The 17810-nt window shown below is 44.5% G+C and carries 31 protein-coding genes; all 31 read right to left on the bottom strand.

All coding sequences use genetic code 11. The annotated features are described in order from the left end of the window. Position 1: 1 nt before the first annotated feature. Positions 2 to 1318: a phage tail sheath family protein gene (locus tag MHH60_RS29860; protein WP_076138679.1), complete on the bottom strand. Its 1317-nt coding sequence runs from the start codon at positions 1316 to 1318 to the stop codon at positions 2 to 4. Further along, positions 1319 to 1537, bottom strand: a complete 219-nt coding sequence (locus MHH60_RS29855; protein WP_076138678.1) for a hypothetical protein — start codon at positions 1535 to 1537, stop codon at positions 1319 to 1321. After that, the gene (locus MHH60_RS29850) at positions 1534 to 1956 is read right to left on the bottom strand and encodes a phage tail terminator family protein (protein ID WP_076138677.1); all 423 of its coding nucleotides are present in this window, start codon (positions 1954 to 1956) and stop codon (positions 1534 to 1536) included. Before MHH60_RS29850 ends, MHH60_RS29855 begins: the two co-directional genes overlap by 4 nt. Positions 1957 to 1958: 2 nt before the next feature. Next, entirely contained in the window at positions 1959 to 2363 is a 405-nt protein-coding gene (locus MHH60_RS29845) for an HK97 gp10 family phage protein (protein WP_076138676.1), read from the bottom strand. Beyond that, positions 2360 to 2734 carry a hypothetical protein gene (locus tag MHH60_RS29840; protein WP_076138675.1) on the bottom strand — a complete coding sequence of 125 codons (375 nt, stop codon included), beginning with the start codon at positions 2732 to 2734 and terminating at the stop codon, positions 2360 to 2362. The genes MHH60_RS29845 and MHH60_RS29840 overlap by 4 nt, the downstream gene beginning before the upstream one ends. A 1-nt stretch (position 2735) precedes the next feature. Next, the gene (locus MHH60_RS29835) at positions 2736 to 3107 is read right to left on the bottom strand and encodes a phage head-tail connector protein (RefSeq protein WP_076138674.1); all 372 of its coding nucleotides are present in this window, start codon (positions 3105 to 3107) and stop codon (positions 2736 to 2738) included. After that, on the bottom strand, positions 3046 to 3411 hold the full coding sequence (locus MHH60_RS29830) for a hypothetical protein (protein ID WP_143766794.1): 366 nt from the start codon (positions 3409 to 3411) through the stop codon (positions 3046 to 3048). Before MHH60_RS29830 ends, MHH60_RS29835 begins: the two co-directional genes overlap by 62 nt. Positions 3412 to 3455: 44 nt before the next feature. After that, the gene (locus tag MHH60_RS29825; RefSeq protein ID WP_076138672.1) at positions 3456 to 4499 is read right to left on the bottom strand and encodes a major capsid protein; all 1044 of its coding nucleotides are present in this window, start codon (positions 4497 to 4499) and stop codon (positions 3456 to 3458) included. 22 nt (positions 4500 to 4521) lie between these two features. After that, positions 4522 to 4893 carry a hypothetical protein gene (locus MHH60_RS29820; protein ID WP_076138671.1) on the bottom strand — a complete coding sequence of 124 codons (372 nt, stop codon included), beginning with the start codon at positions 4891 to 4893 and terminating at the stop codon, positions 4522 to 4524. An 18-nt stretch (positions 4894 to 4911) separates the two neighbouring features. Further along, positions 4912 to 5553: a phage scaffolding protein gene (locus tag MHH60_RS29815; protein WP_076138670.1), complete on the bottom strand. Its 642-nt coding sequence runs from the start codon at positions 5551 to 5553 to the stop codon at positions 4912 to 4914. An 80-nt stretch (positions 5554 to 5633) separates the two neighbouring features. Next, on the bottom strand, positions 5634 to 6161 hold the full coding sequence (locus tag MHH60_RS29810; RefSeq protein WP_076138669.1) for an HNH endonuclease: 528 nt from the start codon (positions 6159 to 6161) through the stop codon (positions 5634 to 5636). 51 nt (positions 6162 to 6212) lie between these two features. Then, positions 6213 to 6461 carry a hypothetical protein gene (locus tag MHH60_RS29805; RefSeq protein ID WP_076138668.1) on the bottom strand — a complete coding sequence of 83 codons (249 nt, stop codon included), beginning with the start codon at positions 6459 to 6461 and terminating at the stop codon, positions 6213 to 6215. Between the two features lie 5 nt (positions 6462 to 6466). Beyond that, the gene (locus MHH60_RS29800; protein ID WP_076138667.1) at positions 6467 to 8227 is read right to left on the bottom strand and encodes a minor capsid protein; all 1761 of its coding nucleotides are present in this window, start codon (positions 8225 to 8227) and stop codon (positions 6467 to 6469) included. Next, on the bottom strand, positions 8224 to 9723 hold the full coding sequence (locus MHH60_RS29795; RefSeq protein ID WP_256715250.1) for a phage portal protein: 1500 nt from the start codon (positions 9721 to 9723) through the stop codon (positions 8224 to 8226). The genes MHH60_RS29800 and MHH60_RS29795 overlap by 4 nt, the downstream gene beginning before the upstream one ends. Positions 9724 to 9742: 19 nt before the next feature. Next, positions 9743 to 11017: a PBSX family phage terminase large subunit gene (locus tag MHH60_RS29790; RefSeq protein ID WP_076138666.1), complete on the bottom strand. Its 1275-nt coding sequence runs from the start codon at positions 11015 to 11017 to the stop codon at positions 9743 to 9745. Then, positions 11001 to 11906 (bottom strand): terminase small subunit, encoded by a 906-nt coding sequence (locus tag MHH60_RS29785; protein ID WP_076138665.1) that lies wholly within the window; start codon positions 11904 to 11906, stop codon positions 11001 to 11003. The genes MHH60_RS29790 and MHH60_RS29785 overlap by 17 nt, the downstream gene beginning before the upstream one ends. Before the next feature lie 54 nt (positions 11907 to 11960). Continuing rightward, entirely contained in the window at positions 11961 to 12224 is a 264-nt protein-coding gene (locus tag MHH60_RS29780) for a hypothetical protein (RefSeq protein ID WP_076138664.1), read from the bottom strand. A 285-nt stretch (positions 12225 to 12509) separates the two neighbouring features. Then, positions 12510 to 13100, bottom strand: coding sequence for a sigma factor-like helix-turn-helix DNA-binding protein (locus MHH60_RS29775; protein ID WP_051491328.1), 591 nt, complete (start codon positions 13098 to 13100; stop codon positions 12510 to 12512). 47 nt (positions 13101 to 13147) lie between these two features. Continuing rightward, a complete protein-coding gene (locus MHH60_RS29770) occupies positions 13148 to 13369 on the bottom strand; it encodes a hypothetical protein (protein WP_076138663.1) in 222 nt (73 codons plus the stop codon). Between the two features lie 88 nt (positions 13370 to 13457). Continuing rightward, complete coding sequence (locus tag MHH60_RS29765; protein WP_076138662.1) at positions 13458 to 13868, bottom strand: hypothetical protein; 411 nt, start codon at positions 13866 to 13868, stop codon at positions 13458 to 13460. 15 nt (positions 13869 to 13883) lie between these two features. Next, complete coding sequence (locus tag MHH60_RS29760; protein WP_076138661.1) at positions 13884 to 14291, bottom strand: YopX family protein; 408 nt, start codon at positions 14289 to 14291, stop codon at positions 13884 to 13886. A 36-nt stretch (positions 14292 to 14327) separates the two neighbouring features. Beyond that, positions 14328 to 14726 carry a BC1872 family protein gene (locus MHH60_RS29755; RefSeq protein ID WP_076138660.1) on the bottom strand — a complete coding sequence of 133 codons (399 nt, stop codon included), beginning with the start codon at positions 14724 to 14726 and terminating at the stop codon, positions 14328 to 14330. Between the two features lie 172 nt (positions 14727 to 14898). Further along, on the bottom strand, positions 14899 to 15237 hold the full coding sequence (locus tag MHH60_RS29750; RefSeq protein WP_076138658.1) for a hypothetical protein: 339 nt from the start codon (positions 15235 to 15237) through the stop codon (positions 14899 to 14901). Next, entirely contained in the window at positions 15218 to 15472 is a 255-nt protein-coding gene (locus MHH60_RS29745) for a hypothetical protein (RefSeq protein WP_076138657.1), read from the bottom strand. The genes MHH60_RS29750 and MHH60_RS29745 overlap by 20 nt, the downstream gene beginning before the upstream one ends. Continuing rightward, positions 15469 to 15903, bottom strand: coding sequence for a hypothetical protein (locus tag MHH60_RS29740; RefSeq protein ID WP_076138656.1), 435 nt, complete (start codon positions 15901 to 15903; stop codon positions 15469 to 15471). Before MHH60_RS29740 ends, MHH60_RS29745 begins: the two co-directional genes overlap by 4 nt. Further along, positions 15900 to 16169, bottom strand: coding sequence for a hypothetical protein (locus MHH60_RS29735; RefSeq protein ID WP_076138655.1), 270 nt, complete (start codon positions 16167 to 16169; stop codon positions 15900 to 15902). Before MHH60_RS29735 ends, MHH60_RS29740 begins: the two co-directional genes overlap by 4 nt. A gap of 77 nt (positions 16170 to 16246) precedes the next feature. Next, the gene (locus tag MHH60_RS29730) at positions 16247 to 16588 is read right to left on the bottom strand and encodes a hypothetical protein (RefSeq protein ID WP_076138654.1); all 342 of its coding nucleotides are present in this window, start codon (positions 16586 to 16588) and stop codon (positions 16247 to 16249) included. After that, complete coding sequence (locus MHH60_RS29725) at positions 16578 to 16706, bottom strand: hypothetical protein (RefSeq protein WP_256715249.1); 129 nt, start codon at positions 16704 to 16706, stop codon at positions 16578 to 16580. The genes MHH60_RS29730 and MHH60_RS29725 overlap by 11 nt, the downstream gene beginning before the upstream one ends. Positions 16707 to 16817: 111 nt before the next feature. After that, positions 16818 to 17261, bottom strand: coding sequence for a hypothetical protein (locus tag MHH60_RS29720; RefSeq protein ID WP_143766792.1), 444 nt, complete (start codon positions 17259 to 17261; stop codon positions 16818 to 16820). Next, complete coding sequence (locus tag MHH60_RS29715; protein WP_341161193.1) at positions 17254 to 17523, bottom strand: hypothetical protein; 270 nt, start codon at positions 17521 to 17523, stop codon at positions 17254 to 17256. Before MHH60_RS29715 ends, MHH60_RS29720 begins: the two co-directional genes overlap by 8 nt. A gap of 2 nt (positions 17524 to 17525) precedes the next feature. Next, on the bottom strand, positions 17526 to 17810 hold a 285-nt coding region (locus MHH60_RS29710), incomplete at its 5' end, for a dUTP diphosphatase (protein WP_341161192.1).

The raw sequence follows: 17810 nt of genomic DNA, 5'->3' as shown, positions 1-17810 counted from the left end.
CTTACTTCACCTGCACTTTCATATAGACTTTTTCAATGCTGTCTACCGGTTGGATCGCTGTTTCCACATAGATAGCATCCGAATCGTTTCCTGGCGACACCAAAATATCTTTTTGCGAATCAAAATTCTGAATCGCATCGATCTCCTGGAGTGCGGTCAGGTACACGACAATCTCCTTGCGAAAGAGCGCCCGACCATCGGTATTGTTGCTGACTTTGCCGATATACGATGCCTCGAAGATCCGTTTCAGATCGTTCGCAATACCATCCAAGACACGGATGACACGGTTTTTGTGGAAAGAATTATTCTTGGTAGGTGAATAGCTCAAGAAGGTATTAATATCCTGCTCCACCACAGCACGGTTAGCCGATGGACTAAAGATAAACTCACCGGCGCTCAAGGCTGCCTCAATCTGGCTATTCGTGTAACGTGGAGCCACATCCACAGCATCGTCATAAGCTGCATAGGTCAGCGATTCATTCATCTCAGCTGCTGCTGAAGCACCAGCTACCCAAGCAGTGGCCTGCGCTGCTGTAAGTATGGTCCCATCGGAAAGAACCACGCCATTCTTGACGCTGATCACACCTTCGAAATCGGCTACAGGGTAGTTCTCAAGTGCTGCCTGCACCTTTTTGCCCTCTGACTCTCTCAAACGCCGTACAAAGGCAGCATATACCGCTTTGAGCGCGTTGTCCGTGGATGTCAGTGCCACTGTCTGGAAATCGTACAACTCCAGCGCAGCCAAAAAGGCTGTATGGTCCGCATTGGTCACTGTACCATTGGCTCCACCAATCAGAGGCGCACCTGCTGAAACGGTTAAGGCTCCGGTTCCACTCCAAACCACCCAATCATTGGCCTTGAGTCCGGCAATGTTAGCCACAACTTGGATATCCACTACCGCACCGTCCAGCAGCGTTTTGACGTCAAACTTCGCACTATCGTCCATGTTGGTCTGCACCGCCACCGCCAGGGTATTCCCGCACAGGCCGCCATGTTTCGCTGTTGCCGTCAGATCGCCGACGATCGCCGCGGCCTTCGTTCCCTCATTGAGCTTATACAGCAGGACTGTCCGCGCCCGCTTTAGGGCTTCCCGCAGAAGCAGCAGCTCCGGTGCTGTAAGGTCGTATCCCAGCTTTGTCAGTGTATCCTCACCAGCCACAATCGGCGTAATCACCTTGGCAGCGCCCCAAGGCAGCGACAGCGCAAGTGCTGTCACGCCCCGGTCACCCGCAGTGCCCAGTGTGCCTCCAGATGATTCAACATTGATATATACACCCGGTCTAATTTTATTCTGTAGAGTCCATGTGCCTCCAGCCATCTACTCCGCCTCCTTGTTCTTAAAATCATCAATTACGTGCTGTGCCTCAGAGGCCGTGTACAACTTTTCCGGCTCCAGCAGCGCTGCCAATACATCCTTATCTTGAAAGGAGTATTTAGCTGAGGATAAGAACTGTTCCCGACTAAATGAGCCCTCAGAAGCTCTCACGGCGGGTTGGCTCTCTGTATTTGTTGCTGCCTTATTCGTTTTATCACTCACTTGATACCGCCTCCTTGTTTCATACTCTGCATTTTAATATCCGGATCTTTCGTCCGAAATAGATGGTAATTGTATTGGACGAAGAAATGCAGAACACCGTCTACTATCTCATGCCGCATGCCCGTTCCCCGGTAGCCACCCTCTACGCCAGTTATATATTCAAGTGCTGAATACAACCGCTCTGCAACCCGTTCACATTCTTCCCTCGTTGCCAAGGAATCAGGATTAGGGAAGTAATGAATGTCATAGGAATTAAAACGTCGATATCGGCGGTTAATCTCTCTGGATTGGCTACCTTCCAGCAGCAGCACAAAAAAGCACGGCTGCTTCATGCCCTGCTCTGTTGCCTCACCGTATACCGGGTATGCCGGGAATATGGAGTCCAGCACCTTACTGATACCATCATTTACGTCTCTCATACTCACCGCCCCATGTGCTTCTCCATGTATTTTTTCAGCTTCCGCTCCATGATCCCTGGCAACTCTCTCTCAAGTTCCTGCTCGGATAAAGTCAGCATGAATTTACCGTTAACCCAACCGGTCCGTAGTCTAGTAACGTGTCCAAATTCTACATAGAGCGCATATTCAACATTATTTGTGATCTCTGCGTGGATACCGCCACCAGGTAATCTAACTACCTCACCGATCTGCCAACCTCGCCTCAAGTCTCCGCTTAAAACCGGAGTTCTAGCTATAGTCTTCGCCAGTAACCGTCCTGCAAGCTCACGAATACACTCCTCCATAAACGCTGGAAATTCATTTTGCATCCGTTGAAGGTTCTTCTGAAGCTTCTTAACGTCCTTGAAGTCAAACTTACCCATACTCATGCGTTCAGGACCTCTTTTAGCTTAATCTCCTGATGAGTAGCATATCTAAATGCCTTACCCGCCTGTTCTCCTTTGAACTCCATGCCATTCTGCTGAACCGTGATTCGACTCCCTGGCTTGATAGTTACATCAGGAGAGATAAACAGCTTGGCATCATAATTGACCTGATCCGCTGTCACTGTTTGTGTGGCAGCAGGTAAGGATGACTGAGAGAGTCCACACGGTTCATTAGCCAAGACAATGATAGGTTGCTGTTGTGTTTTACCGGTTACTGGATCTTTTACATCCTTCATTTCCGATATAGTACATAAGCCTTCATAGGTGCTCTCAATAGCTGCTCGCTCTGCTGGGATATTACCAAAACTGACCATGTTACCACCTCAATCTGCGGAACGCTTGCAACTGAGCCGCATAATTCCGAACGAAAGCTGCTCCAGGTCCGACCGTAACCGTAGCCTTAGCGGATCCGAAAGCTGTTGTAACATCCCCACGCTTGATGCTAGTAACTGCTGGCGCGGTCTGTTCGAATTCTGTTGGGTACTTCGTCCGGTAGTAATCCTCAGCTATATGCAGAACCACATTATCCAAGGCTTCTGGAATAGATGGTATGTTGCAATAAGTTTTAATCTCCTGGACGATAGTTTCCAAAACAAACAGCAGCCTACTATCCTTACTGCTATCTTCAAACGGTATCAGTAGTAATTGTTTCAGTCGAATTAGATACTTTTGGATCTCCTCCGGCATCTGCTTCACCTGCTTTCAAGATAACTGCAAGCACTTCCTTTATCTTCGAAGCTTCGCCCAAGTCAATACCATGTTCCTTAGCATATTTCTTGAGTGCTGGCAGTTTCATTTCTTCCAGCAGCAAATTCTGCTCATCTTCATCATCATCTAATTCAGGCACATCTTCACGGCGGATTACTCCATCTTTAATCAGGGATTCTACTTCACTAGGGAGGATCAAAATCTTATCACTAGCCTTATAGAATTTCCGATTGTATTTCGCTCCAGTTATCAGTGATATTTCGATTCTCTTATCTTCAGACACTCTCATCACCCTTTCAAAGAAATAGGAGAGGCATAAGCCCCTCCTTAAACCACTTTCGCAATAAAAATATTGTCGATAGTTTCAAATGATGGCAGCGTGATTGCAGAAACGATAGTTTCCACACTTACTGGGTGTGGCTGCTTAATTGTTGTGATGGCCACACCTGTATTCACGATAGATACTTCTGCACTTGTTGCCCCGCTCATAAGATCAGCTTCTTCTGGAGTAGTACCATACCACGTTTTACCCAAAGCTCCGTCTGGAATCAGTGTGAAATAATCGTCTGGATAGAATTGGTGTGAGCTGCCATCTTGTAGAGCATATTTCTTGTTGTAAACCGCAACCGTCAATCCCAGTTTGGACTCCAGGTATTGACGCATCAGTGCATCAGTCATGATGATGTTTAGCCCGCCAAGAGGATTCATATCCAAACGCACCTTTTCATTAGCTAGAATGTTATTCCACGTCTTACGAGTAACGATGGCCTTTGTTGGACGCACACCTTGCTCATCTTCAATCGTGTCCTGCCATTCTTTGATGTCTCCCACGATATTAGCTGTTGGATCATCCCATTTATCTGATCCTGTAAGAGTGGTCTTATGCCCAGCCTTCATGTTGTAGTCATAATCATAGTCAATCCGATTGGCCGTGATTCTGATTTTACCCGATGATAACAATTGCATACGCATGCGCTCAGCGTTAACCTCTGCACCGCTAACCAAACTAGCTCTATCATCGTAAATTTGAGTAATCAAAGATTTTACATATTCGCCGTTGTTCGAGTCCAAAAGTCTTAGCAATTCTTGACGATCTTTCTCTTTTAACAGCATAGCCTCACGGAAAAACGGCATCTCTGTTTCTACCTTTCCGAATCCGATTCGATCTCTCAGAGTTGCTTTAACATCGAATTCCGATGGCATCAAGGCTATAGGCAGTCCTCCTGCTCCTTTGATCCAACCAATATCTAAACCGAGCTTTTTTGCTGATGGAAACAACGTTGCTCCCAGATATGGAATAGCGTTTGATGGATTAGCCGCAATATAAGCCGCAATCTCTGGAGCTCTTACTAAATCTTGAATGTTAGGCATAATTATTTTCACCTTTCCTTTCTTAGACGATAAATGTGATCTGCTTCAATGCTGTCAGTTCTTCAGCAGTAGGAGCAGTCGGGATTTTATTTTTATTAATGAACGCATGAATGAGCATCGCCCCTGGTGCTGGACCACTTGTTACATCCGTATCATTCAACAGAACACCTTCAGCATTGGATACTCCAGTAGTGGTTGTAGCCTTGACCGCCAGTTTAGTATCATCAGCAATCACACCGCCACCTAGAATAGTTCCAGCTGGCACAATCTTTTTACCATCAGCGTTAGCTGTAACACCTGCATCGCTCACCGTGACGGCAATTGCTACATAGTGATCTGGGAATTTAAGAATTTCTTTCTTATTCCCATAGGTAGTTTCTTTAAATTTACTCATTTTGTTTATCCTCCGTTCTTATTTAAAGTAGCTTTCTCGGGCTGTATCCAACCCTTCATTGCCTTTAGTAGATTCAGCCAATTGTTTACCGAAGCTACCGACCTTCTCATCTCCTTGTTCACCCTTGGATTGATCCTTGCCATCCAATAGAGAGGTCCCTTTAAACTTGAACCCTCCACCGCCGCCTTTATCCTCGGTTTTAAACAAGTAGGCATCCGATGTTTGTAGACCCTTAAGTTGCTCTTCTAAGCCGACCACTTTACCGTCATCACCGATGACTAACTTTTCTTTGTCTATAAGCCCAGTAACATGCTTCTCGTTATGCACCTTACCGTTCAACGCGGATGTGATGGCATTGTTCAGGGTCATGTCCTTCAGATCTGCTTCATATTTCTCCTTGGCCGATTTGTTGTCGGCTTGCAGCTGATCTATCTGTTTCTTAAGATCATCTGACAATCCAGCAGTTTTGCTCAAATCCTGTATCTGTTTGTCCCGATCTGCGACATCCTTTTCAGCCTGTTTCTTAGCATCTGAAACATCGTTATACTGCGACTTCGGAACAAAATGCTTAGGTAGCTCCTTGCCAGCATCACCAACAATAGAATCAACCTTCGTATCGTCTAGCCCTGCTGCCTTCAAAATTGCTTTTAACCAATCCATCTATCATCTACCTCCATAGATTTGTATAGCTGCTCTCCAGCTTAGGGAGTGAACCGATATGCTCCGGTTCATGAGCAATATTAAAGGGCCTGCCGCTGCTCTGCGATAGGCCCACTTATGATTACATCGAATTTTTTCACTGCTTCGACTGCGTCATCCCAATTAGCGAAATAGCCTAAATGATGTGACTTCCCGTTAACCCTGCGTTTAGCCCTCCACTTTCCTTTATTTTCATACCATGTAACGCCAGGAAACTTCGAGATTCGTTTCTTTAAATCTGGGTTTCTTACATTCTCTGATTGGGTTACAACTCTCAAATTCACTAGCCTATTATCAAGTGTATCGTGATTGATGTGGTCTACAACCAATCCATCCATTGCCGCAGTTAAATACCTATGAAGCATCACATTTTTACTCGGACCTAAACTTCTATCGTAGCCTAGTACATAATATGATTTTGTATTTTTGTTCCACGATGCTCGGAATGTTCCGTTAAATTCATTAAGAATCTCCAAGGATTTAGTATCAATCAAGGTTTCTATGATGCCTTCACTGGAAGAAACATAAATAGCAGTGATTTCGCCACGAATGTTAAATTTGTTTTTCACATTCACAACTCCTCCCAATATAAAAAGCACCCTCGCATATTGGAGAGTGCTTCATATACCATATTTCTGTTTGATTAATACCCATTTCATAGCTTCTTCACGATTTAACCGCCGCTCTTCTGTTGCATTAGCATCCAAAACACCTACTAGCTGTTTTGGCAGCTTATCACGCTTCTGAAGATACTCAAACCTAACGGCGCTGATCTCGTCCACAAAAGCGTCAAATCGTTCGCCTAGCTTCTCACCTTGCGGGGCAAACTGTTCAGCGATAGCCGCCCTATTCTCTTCTTTAGTTCGCAAGATCATCACTCCTTTGTATATTGTAGCGATTCAAGAAGCATTACTAGCTGTTCCATGGTTAGGTGCTTTTCGTCATAACCTGTGAGTGCCTGCTCAATAGTAAGCAATGCAAGATACGAATCTTCTGCTTTATCAAGTAAACGGTTAATCTCATCTGTACTCAGGTTTATTGGGGCTGACTTCTTCAGGATGTACGTGCTACCTGAATCAACTGCTCTCAACTCCTTGATTCCATTTTTTATGAATGCTAGGACATCATCCCGACTAAATGATCCTCCGGGTTCCCCATCCACTGTAGGGTGATTATGGGTGACGATGCTCTTTTTAAGTACTTCAGGTGGTTTTATCTTGGTAATATCGACAGATGCCTTATCACCCTTAACATGGATAACCTCACCTTCTTTAGTGAGAGCAATAGCATGTTCTTCTGTAGCGTTCCTGATGGCTTGCTCAGCATCCTTTACATAGTTGCGGACGATATCAGGTTTAGACAGATCGATATTACCTAGTTTACGCGGAATGTCTGGCTGCAGCTTCGGTAGATCCATTTTACTGAGATTAATCAGCGGTGGTGCAGTCTTTCCGGTTTCATCATACCATTTCTCAGGTTCCAGGGTATAGATGCTTTTCTCAGGAATTGGAATATCCTTTGTTGGCCCGCCCGGAATCTCAATAGTAGGTAAGGGAGTCTCTGGTGCTTGCTTACTCGGAGTTTCAACAGAAACAGCCTCTGTAGCTTCAGGAGCGTATTTCTCCGCCCATTCCTTATAGTTGATATCCTCTGGTATGGTCTCAGTCTTACCGTCCTCGTCACGCGCTACCCGAGCTTTAATGTTATCCTCATAGTGCGGGATAGTGGTAGAACGACAATGAGCATGTAGAGGTGGGTAGTTAACATTAACCACCGCATCAACAATAGCAAATACTTTTCCATCCATATCCTGGCACTTAGCAGATGTCTTATTATCCAACGTAGCTGTAAAGCGGTATTCTTCAACACCTAATTCTTTATAACCAGCTAGTCGAGATTGTCCAGCAAAGTAAGCTGATTCTGTAAGAATTAGTCGTGTAGCTGCTTTTTCTGATACACCCATACGATCCTGAAGCTGTTGAATCATCTGTTTTGATGTATCCCCGCGTATAAGTCCTTGAGTAAAGATATTCCGCAGTTCACCATTCAGCCTTACTCGATCAGTCCATATACGAGATGAGAAGTTGCTACCATCTGGTGCCCATGGAGCTGAAAGGATAGCTTCAAGCTGCCGCTTATCCACCTTGGAGAATGATGCTCCTATACCGATACCCTTTTCCAGTTCAAAAATACTTCGATAGTATCCATCCTTGTAGACGTTACCTAATAGCTCTGTTGTACCTGTCAAACGCTTAGCTGACAATACCTCGATATGTTGCTTCATCTGCAATTGGATGGACTCTAAGCGGGTAACACGTACTCTAATGCTGGCATTCTCTAGTTCCTTCATCCAACGCTGATCTATGGCGTTCTCTTTACCGCGAGCAATGTAATCCTCAACGGTCCATTTGAATTCTTTGAGCTCGCCTGCTTTGAGAACTTGCTTAGCAGCGGATAAGCTCACAATCCCGTTATTATCTGCAAAACGCTGATAGAAATTATTAACATCTGTCTGGATGGATATCTGAGCCTTCCGGTATTCCTTATTCATTGCCTTTGTGAATGGTACTCCCTTATTTAGAAGTGACTCATTCAGTTGTTCCATACGTTTAGACCAATAAGCCTCTGACCTCATTGGTCACCATCTCCAACCTCTGCAGGAACTTTATCTTTTGGTAACCCCCCATACTCCTCTTCCTTGTCTCTAGCAGCTTTATCCTCAGCTTCCCGTCGCTTTAATTCTTCCTTCACATCAGTAACCCACGGATGATTTGCGACTTGTGTTTCTTTGGATACTATTCCCTCACTGTTCTTAGCATCAGTGATAACCTGTGATTCATTAATGACGATATCTCGATTAAATAAGAAATTGACTGTCTCTTCTAAGAAGTCATTCCCCGTGGTATTGAAGATATGTTTGTCAACGAACCACAAAAGTTGCTCAAGTGCTGCTTGGAATTCGTTTTCGATATCGTTAGCGTCCATATCCAGATCAGCGTAAAGAAATTTCAAGGCTTCACCACTTGGAGCCGTTGCGAACGAATCAGACTGAGTATCTACACCGCGCCCAAACTCGTAGATATCGTTTCTAGTCATGTCCATGTGATTCTTGTATGCTTCAGTATCGATCTCAAGATTCAACGTATCCACACCACTGTTATCGTCAGCAGAAACCTTGACCGCTTTTAGTATTGAGAGGTTACGACGAAATTCGCCTAAATCAGATCCTTCATAGCCCCTGATTACATAAACGCTGTTTGGTAGATCCTCGAGATTATTACTATTATCTGATTTCTTCTGGTCATACTCGTCAATCTGAGATTTTAATAATGAGATCAGCGGCAATTCATCCTCGTTATACTTGAAGCAAATGAACGGTATACGCTCCCAGTTGAGAGCTTGTGTCTGATTCGCAGAGTCGATTACATTAAAATGACTATTGAACTCACCTAACTCCACATCCGGTATGAGTCCGCTTGTTGTCGGTACAGCCAAAGAGCCCTTACCAATCACATAACGGTTAACGCCTTTAGAGTGCCAGAATTCAACTTTTTTAATAGTTGTTTTCTTTTTCCCTTCATATGCTTCAACCTCATATACACGGATAATCGCGTCCAGTTCGGTATGAGCGGCATCTTTCCAGAGAGGAATGATCTCTTCTGCTGGAAGCTTTTTAAACCGGAAATGGCCTTCCTCGTCATAATAAACATGCAGCCAGGCGCGGCCTTTCTTGATGCTCTCTTTTAGGAGACTTTTTAAGAGACGCTTAAATCCTTTGTCGAATATTTCTGTCAGCTGTTCATCATAAACATTGTTCTTGGTCTGTATACTCATTTCCTTACTCAGCAAATAGCCGGCTTTCTGATCAACGAGCTTCCGCAAGAATCCATGAACAATCTTGTTATTTGCGAGGTTTTTAGCTTCTACTAGCGCCCCACCGTCTCCAATGGTCATCCGCTTACGATCTAAGATATCAGCCTTATTCCGATAGTAGCGCTCACCAGCAAGCATGTCCTTACGTTCCTGTGATGATAACCAATCATCTATTTCCTGCTTAATGATCTCTTCGTTAGTCATAGCTGATCGTGCACCTTTTTCGATGATCCGGATAACCTCTTCCGTTGTGCTCAATTAGTTTCCTCCTCTCCTCTTAATCAAATGAGAATGAAGCTGGACGCATAACAATGGTGTTCACAAAATAACGATCACCGTCCATCTGGTGGTCATTTTGCTTAATGGGCTTCTCTTCCCCGCGGTCAGCTGCCTTTTCATCCCATATGTAGGACGAGAACTCCCTGAAGGTTTCCTTGCAGCAGTCATTATAGAGAATCTTCCCGGTATTCAGCGCCGAAGCTACATTACGGATGCCTTCTAGCACATCATTTTTTGCCTTCTTCACTATGAACTTGCCGTATTTCCTCACAGTAGCTATAAAGCTTGCTGCGGAGGGGTCAATGATAAGACTTTGAAGAGATACATCTCCAACAAATTCAACCAAATCATGATAGTACTCTTCATCCGTCTTCTGTTGGCTCTGTTGGCGACCGTCATAGTGGTATTCCTTCACCTTGTACCAGACACCAGAAAAAAGCCCCCACAGCCCGAACGTCATCGGGTTTTGGGTGCCGTAGTCACAGGAAATATGATATTTACTGTAGCGGCGGTCCTCAGTTTTAACAGTGTGCTTATCTCGGTCAAACATATCGTATATAACGCCTTCTGCCAGCACCCAGAGTCCGAGGATATAGCGCTTATAGAAGATCCCGCTGTACATCCTTCGATAGCGCTCCTTAACACGTTCTGACAAGGAGAGATTATCATCCATAGTAAAGTGCAGGTGTAGCGCAAGCTTCGTTACCAGTTGATCCAGCCATTCCAACTTAAACCAATGATATGGTCCAGCTGGGTTACAGTTAAACCAATACTTTGCTCCATCTACTGAACAACGGGCAGTTGCTTGTTCTACAAATGAGCGCGGCATCAAGGCCACTTCATCGAAGAACATCCCCGCCAGCGTGATCCCCTGAATTAAATCCTGGCTTCGCTCATCCTTACCGCCGAACAGGTAGAAATCATTGCTTGTCAGCCCCCTGCTGATGGTCAGATAGTTCTCTGCCCTATGATCCACTACAGTGTATCCTCTGGAATAAAGCATTTGCTTCAGCGGGCCTATCAGGTTACGCCGGAGAGCCCCTATGGTCTTCCCGGCCATCCCCAGGTTTTCACCGTTGAATGTTTCAGTAGCCCAGACTACGAATGAGAAGGACATTGACGATGTTTTACCAGAACGGACAGCTCCATCACAGATTAAAGCGTCCATATCTGCGTACGGGCTATCCCCCTGCATCCACCAGGTGAGCACCTTTATCTGCTTATCGGAGAATGGTTTCCATTTGAAGATTGCCGCTTTACGCTTCACCTTCATTGGCCCACACCCCCCTCGCTTGGGCTCTGAGGGCTTCGATAAAGCCATCATCCGGTAAATCGCTGGCATCCGGAGGCGTCATACCCTTAATTTCAAGCTGCAACTTCTGAACCCGGAGCTTAGTTTCTTCATCCATATAGCCTAGATACTTCTCTAGCTTATCCAGTGCCTTGAGCTTGTCATAAAACTTGATACTAAGACCTTCCCGTCCCTGTTTTACCTCGCTCACTAACGTTCCATCAACTTCTTCTGATGATTTAAAGCGCATATAGCTTACTGGTCTCGTAATTGGATCACCTTCGTTATCTACCACTGGACCATGTTCACTCATAACTGTTTCTTCTTGGGACCCAAATTCCACATAATCAGAAGTATCTGCAAATGCGATTTTAAGATACTCGGCTATAACCCGATGAACGCTCAACCCAAGCTCACCAACCATTTGATCCTTCAACCTTGTGATTTCTGCCTGAATTTCAGGTTTCCTCAGGTTTTCCCATCCTATGGAATAAGCTGCCCTCTTTGAATACCCAGCAGCTAATGCCGCTTTAGTTGCGTTGAAGTCTCGCATATATTCAAGGACAAACATTCTTTGCTTGTCAGTTAGCTCAGCTTCTACTTCTGGCGGATCGCCCCGAGCTACTTCTTTATTCTGTTTATTGGACTTCGGTTTCTTTTGTTGTACAACACTTTTCTTTTCCTTTGGCTGTTGTACAACGTTATCCGAAGATTGTTGTACAACATTCCATCCATCACGCTGCTTCCAGACGGCTACCTTCTTCTCATCAATATCTAGTTGCTCAGCTATCTGCCTATTTGTTATTTCCCCACCGTGTCCGCGCCATAACTCTAGTGCGCGGTCCCGGTTTGGATCGCGTGCTCTTGGCATTACATTATCACCACCCCCGTATTTAAGACATTAAAAAAGCACCCGAAGGTGCTCTTATTTCCGCATGAGTCGATTAAGCGCATTTCCTATATCGTCAAGCATTCCCTTAACTTGTCCAACTTCTTTTTTATTCTCGGCGATTCCTTCAAGAATACGGTCATGTTCTGATGAGTTGTGGTTATAATCAACCACTCCAACAGGAACACCGCAATTCGAACATTGAACAAAAAAGAACTTGAATCTCGATCTAGTTGGCGAAACTTCAGTTATTTCCCATCTTCCTGTTGCACCGCAACTCCCACATTTCGATAAGGCCATGTTTTCTCCCTCCCTTCGACATCATATTTCGACGTTCAGGAAGGATTTTCCTGCTACTATTTACCCATGTACCTTACTTCGCCGTCACCTCTGCAGCTTTTGGGGTTTAGATTATGGGCTCCGTGAAATAAAAAAGCCGCCTATTGGCGACCTTGAAAATTAATATGGTCGAGCTCAATTCACCGTGAGCTCATCGGCTGGCGTGGGTTTTTACACGTCATTCATTATAAGAGTCGAACCGTTAATAGGTTCCTCCTATATATAGGTGGCAGGCGTACGGCAAGATTAGACACATTGGAGAAATAGACTCATTCCCTTGTTAATCTCTACTTTGGTTGTAGCGCGATCCAGATAAGATTGTACTGTGCTTTTTTTAGTATCAAGTTCTAAAGAAATCTGTTTTAGTGACATTCCACAACCGTGGTGTAGAACGAAGCATTGCCTTTCTCTCTCAGATAAATTGTGCATGGCATCCTCAATAGCGTATTGTTCATGAGGTTGCAAACATCGTCCTTCCTCTTCCTCCTGTTGAAATTCTACTTCATATGCTGTGAGATATTCCATCCATGCAGGATCCCATACACTTGTTCGTTGAGCTCCAGATCTTCTATCAATCGTTCTTCGCCATCCTGGAGGATATCCTGTTTCCATCCATTCAATTGAATAATCTAGATCACTTATAATTGCGGACATCATATTTTTATCTAGTTTGATTGGTTCCATCTGCTTACGTAAGAGTTCACGCTCATTCCTATCTTTGGAGTCTTCTATTTTCTTCTTCAATGGCTCAAGTTCTTTTTCTAGTGAAGCGAGCTTTTTATTCAACTTCCCCTTAGTGTCTTTATAACTCGCAATCAACGCCCGATCATTCATCATTAACCCTCAACTCCTTTGTGATATAATCGACTTGAGGATAAAAGCTGCTATTGCCCTGATGCTTCAGGGCTTTTTTCTGTATAAATACCTTCCACCAACATAGAAAACATCTTCATGTTTGTACTAATAGGATATGTGTTATACGGATCTTTGAATCTAACCCAGCTTGGACCCCACGCCAGTACATCTACAGGCTCTCCAGGGCTTGCAGTAAAAATAAATTGTCTATGCCCGTCCGACAATGCTTTTTGAGTGTCCTTGTACCTCATTCTACTGACCTCGCTTTTATAGTGTCTTGTTCCTCTCTTTATGGGGAGCAGATTATGTAAACCTTATCCGGCCCCCGCTCTGCTGGGTTTATTCGGTCGCGTTTCGATGCCCTCCGGCCAAGGCATATACTCTTCTCGAATTTAATTTACTTTGCTTCTCGTTGAGCCATATTTCAAATGTCGAACCGTCACCCGGCGCTTTTATCCAATCGCCTGCTTTTAAAGGTGAAGTTTCGGGATTCAAGTCCTTTGTATCAACCTCGATCTCTCCCCAAGTCTTGCCTTGGTCATGACTTATTCCGATTTTGGTTAACCTGACCTCAGAGACACGATCAGTTTGCTTGTTGTATGCCTCAATTTCTTCAACATCGACCGAGAACGTAAGCAAGAACTTCCTTTGGCAGCCACTGCAGGTGTACGGATCATCTTCATTCGCAAATCCTTCGGAGTGCATCTTTTTACAATTGGGACACTGCCATATGAAATCAGCCCATAACATATCCTCTTCTCCCCCTTATACCTCTATTAATTCTGGATTCTCGTAGATGTTGCCGATAATTTCTGTTAAATTGAGTTGTCCATCAGATTCTAAATAGCGATAAAAACTAGGATTTCGTGTGAACGCCATAAATGCACAATGCTCTTGCACCCATTCGATTTCACCAATCGTATTCTCGTTTTGAATAAAATCCCCTTCGTATATCTCCCGTCCATTCTTGTCCTTTAATCCGGTGTATTGCCGCAAAACGAATCTGCCTGGGAACATTGATTCGTGGTACATCCCGTCCATTTTACGAAAGTTGATGTCTCCTGCCGGGCTGATAAGCAATTGCTCAATGACTCCGTTATACGCTAGGTTGGTATCTTTAAAAAAACACTTATTTTCGTTATCCCACACTTGGAACTTAATCTCCCTGCCCATCGTGTATCGTCTCCTTTGATTGGGGTCTCAGCCCCCTTATAAGTTCAGTACAGCCAGTAATGCACATTTACAAATGGTTTCCGGTGCAGTCTTTGCAAACACTCTCTTTAGTTCAACATATGGAGCGTTTTCGTACTCAGCCATATAAGACAACTCTTCAGGCGCTCCGATGGATTGCGGAGTAACCGCTATTCTTAATTTATCCACTACTTCCCATGCTGCGGATATGTCCGTTGAATACAGAGGAAACGGTACATGTTTATAAAGAACTGGGCTAAAACCAACGTTTGCATGGTTACCATCCGCACTAAAAGAGTGAATTACTGCTGGATTGACCCTCCTTATATCCGTCCATCCCAATACCTTCTCTGCAATCAAAGCATCCATCTCTCGCCCCGGCTTCTTCCCTTGTATCTCTTCCCTTGTGAGTGTCATCGCGGCTTCACCTTCCCGTAATTGTCATAAGAAACTGATATTCTCCAGATGTTCATGTCCCAACCTAACGGAACTTTTCGGACCGAGAAGAGTTTAAAATCTCCCTTTTCCCATCCACTACCGAATACGAACGATAAATACTTTGGCTTTAATGGTGTGCCCCAGCTGAGTGTCAATGGTTATCTCCTTCCTCAACTTCAATTTCAATTACCTGCACTCTCATTGATCCAATATCCCATTCCGTTCCTTCTTCGGGGATGTCGTATCGGTCCCATACGGCTATCCAAGCTTCAGCAATTGCTTCTCCGCGCAATTTTTCCGCATCTTTTTCTATTTTTATTGGGTTTTCTCCGTCCAGGTCGCTCTTTTTAGCAAGCTCTTTACTTTTTCTGTAGCCTTTTATCTTTTCATCGAAAGCTTTAAGAGCATCCGCTTTGTGCTGATAGTATTTTTCATAACAGGCGAATCCCATTGTTCTGCTGCCAGACTCTTCAATTTTGTAAATCTTCATTGTTAGCCTCCTTGACTTCAACTTTTCTCATAGCCCATTTGGCAAAGGTGACTTTCTTACAAACATGTACTCCATCTGAATAATATTTCTGCCATGTGCCATTAGGAAGGATTATGCCTTTTTCATACCTAACCATGCGTCCGTTTCCTGATTCTCCAGCGAATTCAACGATTTTCCGATATTTAAGAAGCCCTCCCCTATACACGTTGTTGATGGATAAGTCCAAAACTTTCATTCGGTATTGCCCTCCTTGGGTGCTGGGGCTGCCGGGAGTACAAGTGGCGTCCAGTGAGTGTGATAGCCCGGCCAGTCTACGTCCAATGGTGATCCACAGTACGGCGATTCCTCGATCGGGAACGTCCACCAAAGCACGTCACCATGATCTTCGTGCCACTCGTCTATCGAACTTGCCGTAACCTCTGTCTTAGGTGCCGGTTGTGCTGGGGTATCTGGGTAAAGGGTGGATAACATCTGTGCTGCGTATTTCTGAGTCCTTTCGTCGTCTGATTCAAACGCGATGATATACATGATATCTATTAATTTTTGTTCCCGTTCCTCTGCTGCCTTTGCTACGCCATAATTGTGCATGGCGAGCATTCTCCATTCGTCATGCGATTGTTGCAATTGCTCATAAGTCATAGGTGGGTGTTGCGGTGTTTGTGTCATTGAGCTTCCTCCTGTGGTTTTATTGGTGTTCCAACTCCGTGAATCTCGTATAGTCGCTGAAATGTACTTACTGAGCATTTTGCCTTTCCACTTGGCTTTTGATATGTGACCGTCTTATCATTTACCGAGATTACTTTGCGTTCTACAGTGGCACCGTCTTTGTACTCTCTGAATTTATAAGTGGCTCCAACAATTATTTTAGGTCTCATGATCTCCTTAATGTGTTCATCAATCAGTTGGTGTGTTGAAGCTTTGAATCTACTCATCTCTTATATCCTCCTTGTGGGAGAGGAGGGCTATTAACCCTCTCTAACCCTAATTTACGGCTACCGCTACGCTAAGATTATTCTGTCGATAGATGCCCTTCGGCCTTGTCCATCAACTCTCCATCTTGCAAAATACTGTATGGTAACTCTCCCACCTCAAAAACATCAGTACGATCGTATAACGGCACGTAACGGTGACTACTCATAGCGCCTTGGGCATAGCGATAAGCTACTGCAGCTTCACCGTTTCTAAGGGCTGGCATCTTTAGTTGCTTGCAACGAGTTCTAGTCATAAGGACTGCATGATCATATGGTTTAGATGTCCAATATCCGGTTTTTTGTGAATCAGATTTTATAAAGATTGGTAAACCTGTAGCATAAGCTTCTTCCTTAGTAAGCCACCCTTTTTCATTTGGCATCTCGTACCTCCGTTCCGCACTCTTTGCAGCATCCATCATTATCAATCAAGGTTGTATGGTCTTCACACGTTGGACAGTATCCTTCAGGTGCGATATAGCGTGGATCTCGTGGGTCCATTTTCATTCCTCCTTAATTACTACTAAGCGTGATATATGCCGCCTCTGCCCTCTCTCGGGGGCAAATGTTTGTCTTATCCTTTACCTGTGGCATGACTTGTCGCTCCCTTCCTTATTCAAGTACTGACCAAGCGAATGCTGCTGTCCTTTCGTCTGTAGTGTCTTGAGATATTTTAAATAGTGCATCGTGGTATCTAGCTATAATCCGTGAATGACCCGTTATAATTTTATCCTGAGTTTTAATTTGTTCATGTTGTCGGGCTATGGTCTGCTGTGCCTCTACTAGCTCCTTTTCTAAGCGAGTTTCAGCGCATACCGGACAACTATGACCACCTTCTGGTGTATCGTCTTCATACATTGCAGGAAATGCAAATCCGCAATCCTCACATTCCCAAAGTTCAACCTTCTGTTGTTGTGACTCTTCTAGAGTAGCCAGTAACCCCAAAAGTTCAATATTCGTTATGTTTGGAGTGCAATTTCTGTATATTGTTATAGCTTCTTCTTGAGCATCACGTTTGATCTCTTCTATCCGTTCTGGTGTCATAGGATTAGTCATCGTCCGTGTCATCCTCCTCGTTATATAGATTATCTGGGTGTTGGCGGCTGTGGCGTATGTCCTCAAGCATACAAAGGATTGTCGCGTGCTCGGATAGCATGCCGGCGCGCCCGGAGTATTTGAGCCTATTCAGTTCGTTTCCTCCACCGCGCCGCGGCTTCGTACCATGCTTCTCAATCCTACGGAGCTTCCGACGTATATACTGCCGCCGCTTATCCATACCTTGCAAGAGCAGTTCAAGTGTTTCTTCAGCAGATCTCATTCCTAATATCCATTGGATTGACGATCATGGTTTACTTTGTTCTTGGCTGTATAGGCTTCTGTAATCTGCTCGAAGGTAAATCCTAGTCGTTGCTCCCCAAGGCTATAAAAAACGAATAGCGCCGACCGGAAATGTTCACGTTGAAACTTAGCGTTATCATTAGGAGGTGTTGCTAGTAGCTTGTCTCCGAGAATCAACCCAACATTGTGCAATAAATCCGTAAATAAGATTGCTGTTTCTGCTTCAACCAATTCTTCCATTACATACAAATCATCTGCCGGAAGGTT

It is taken from the genome of Paenibacillus sp. FSL H7-0716 (assembly GCF_038002705.1).
Lineage (GTDB): Bacteria > Bacillota > Bacilli > Paenibacillales > Paenibacillaceae > Paenibacillus_AQ > Paenibacillus_AQ odorifer.
Note: the sequence above shows the minus strand (reverse complement) of the source record. Positions and strands in the feature narration are given on the sequence as shown.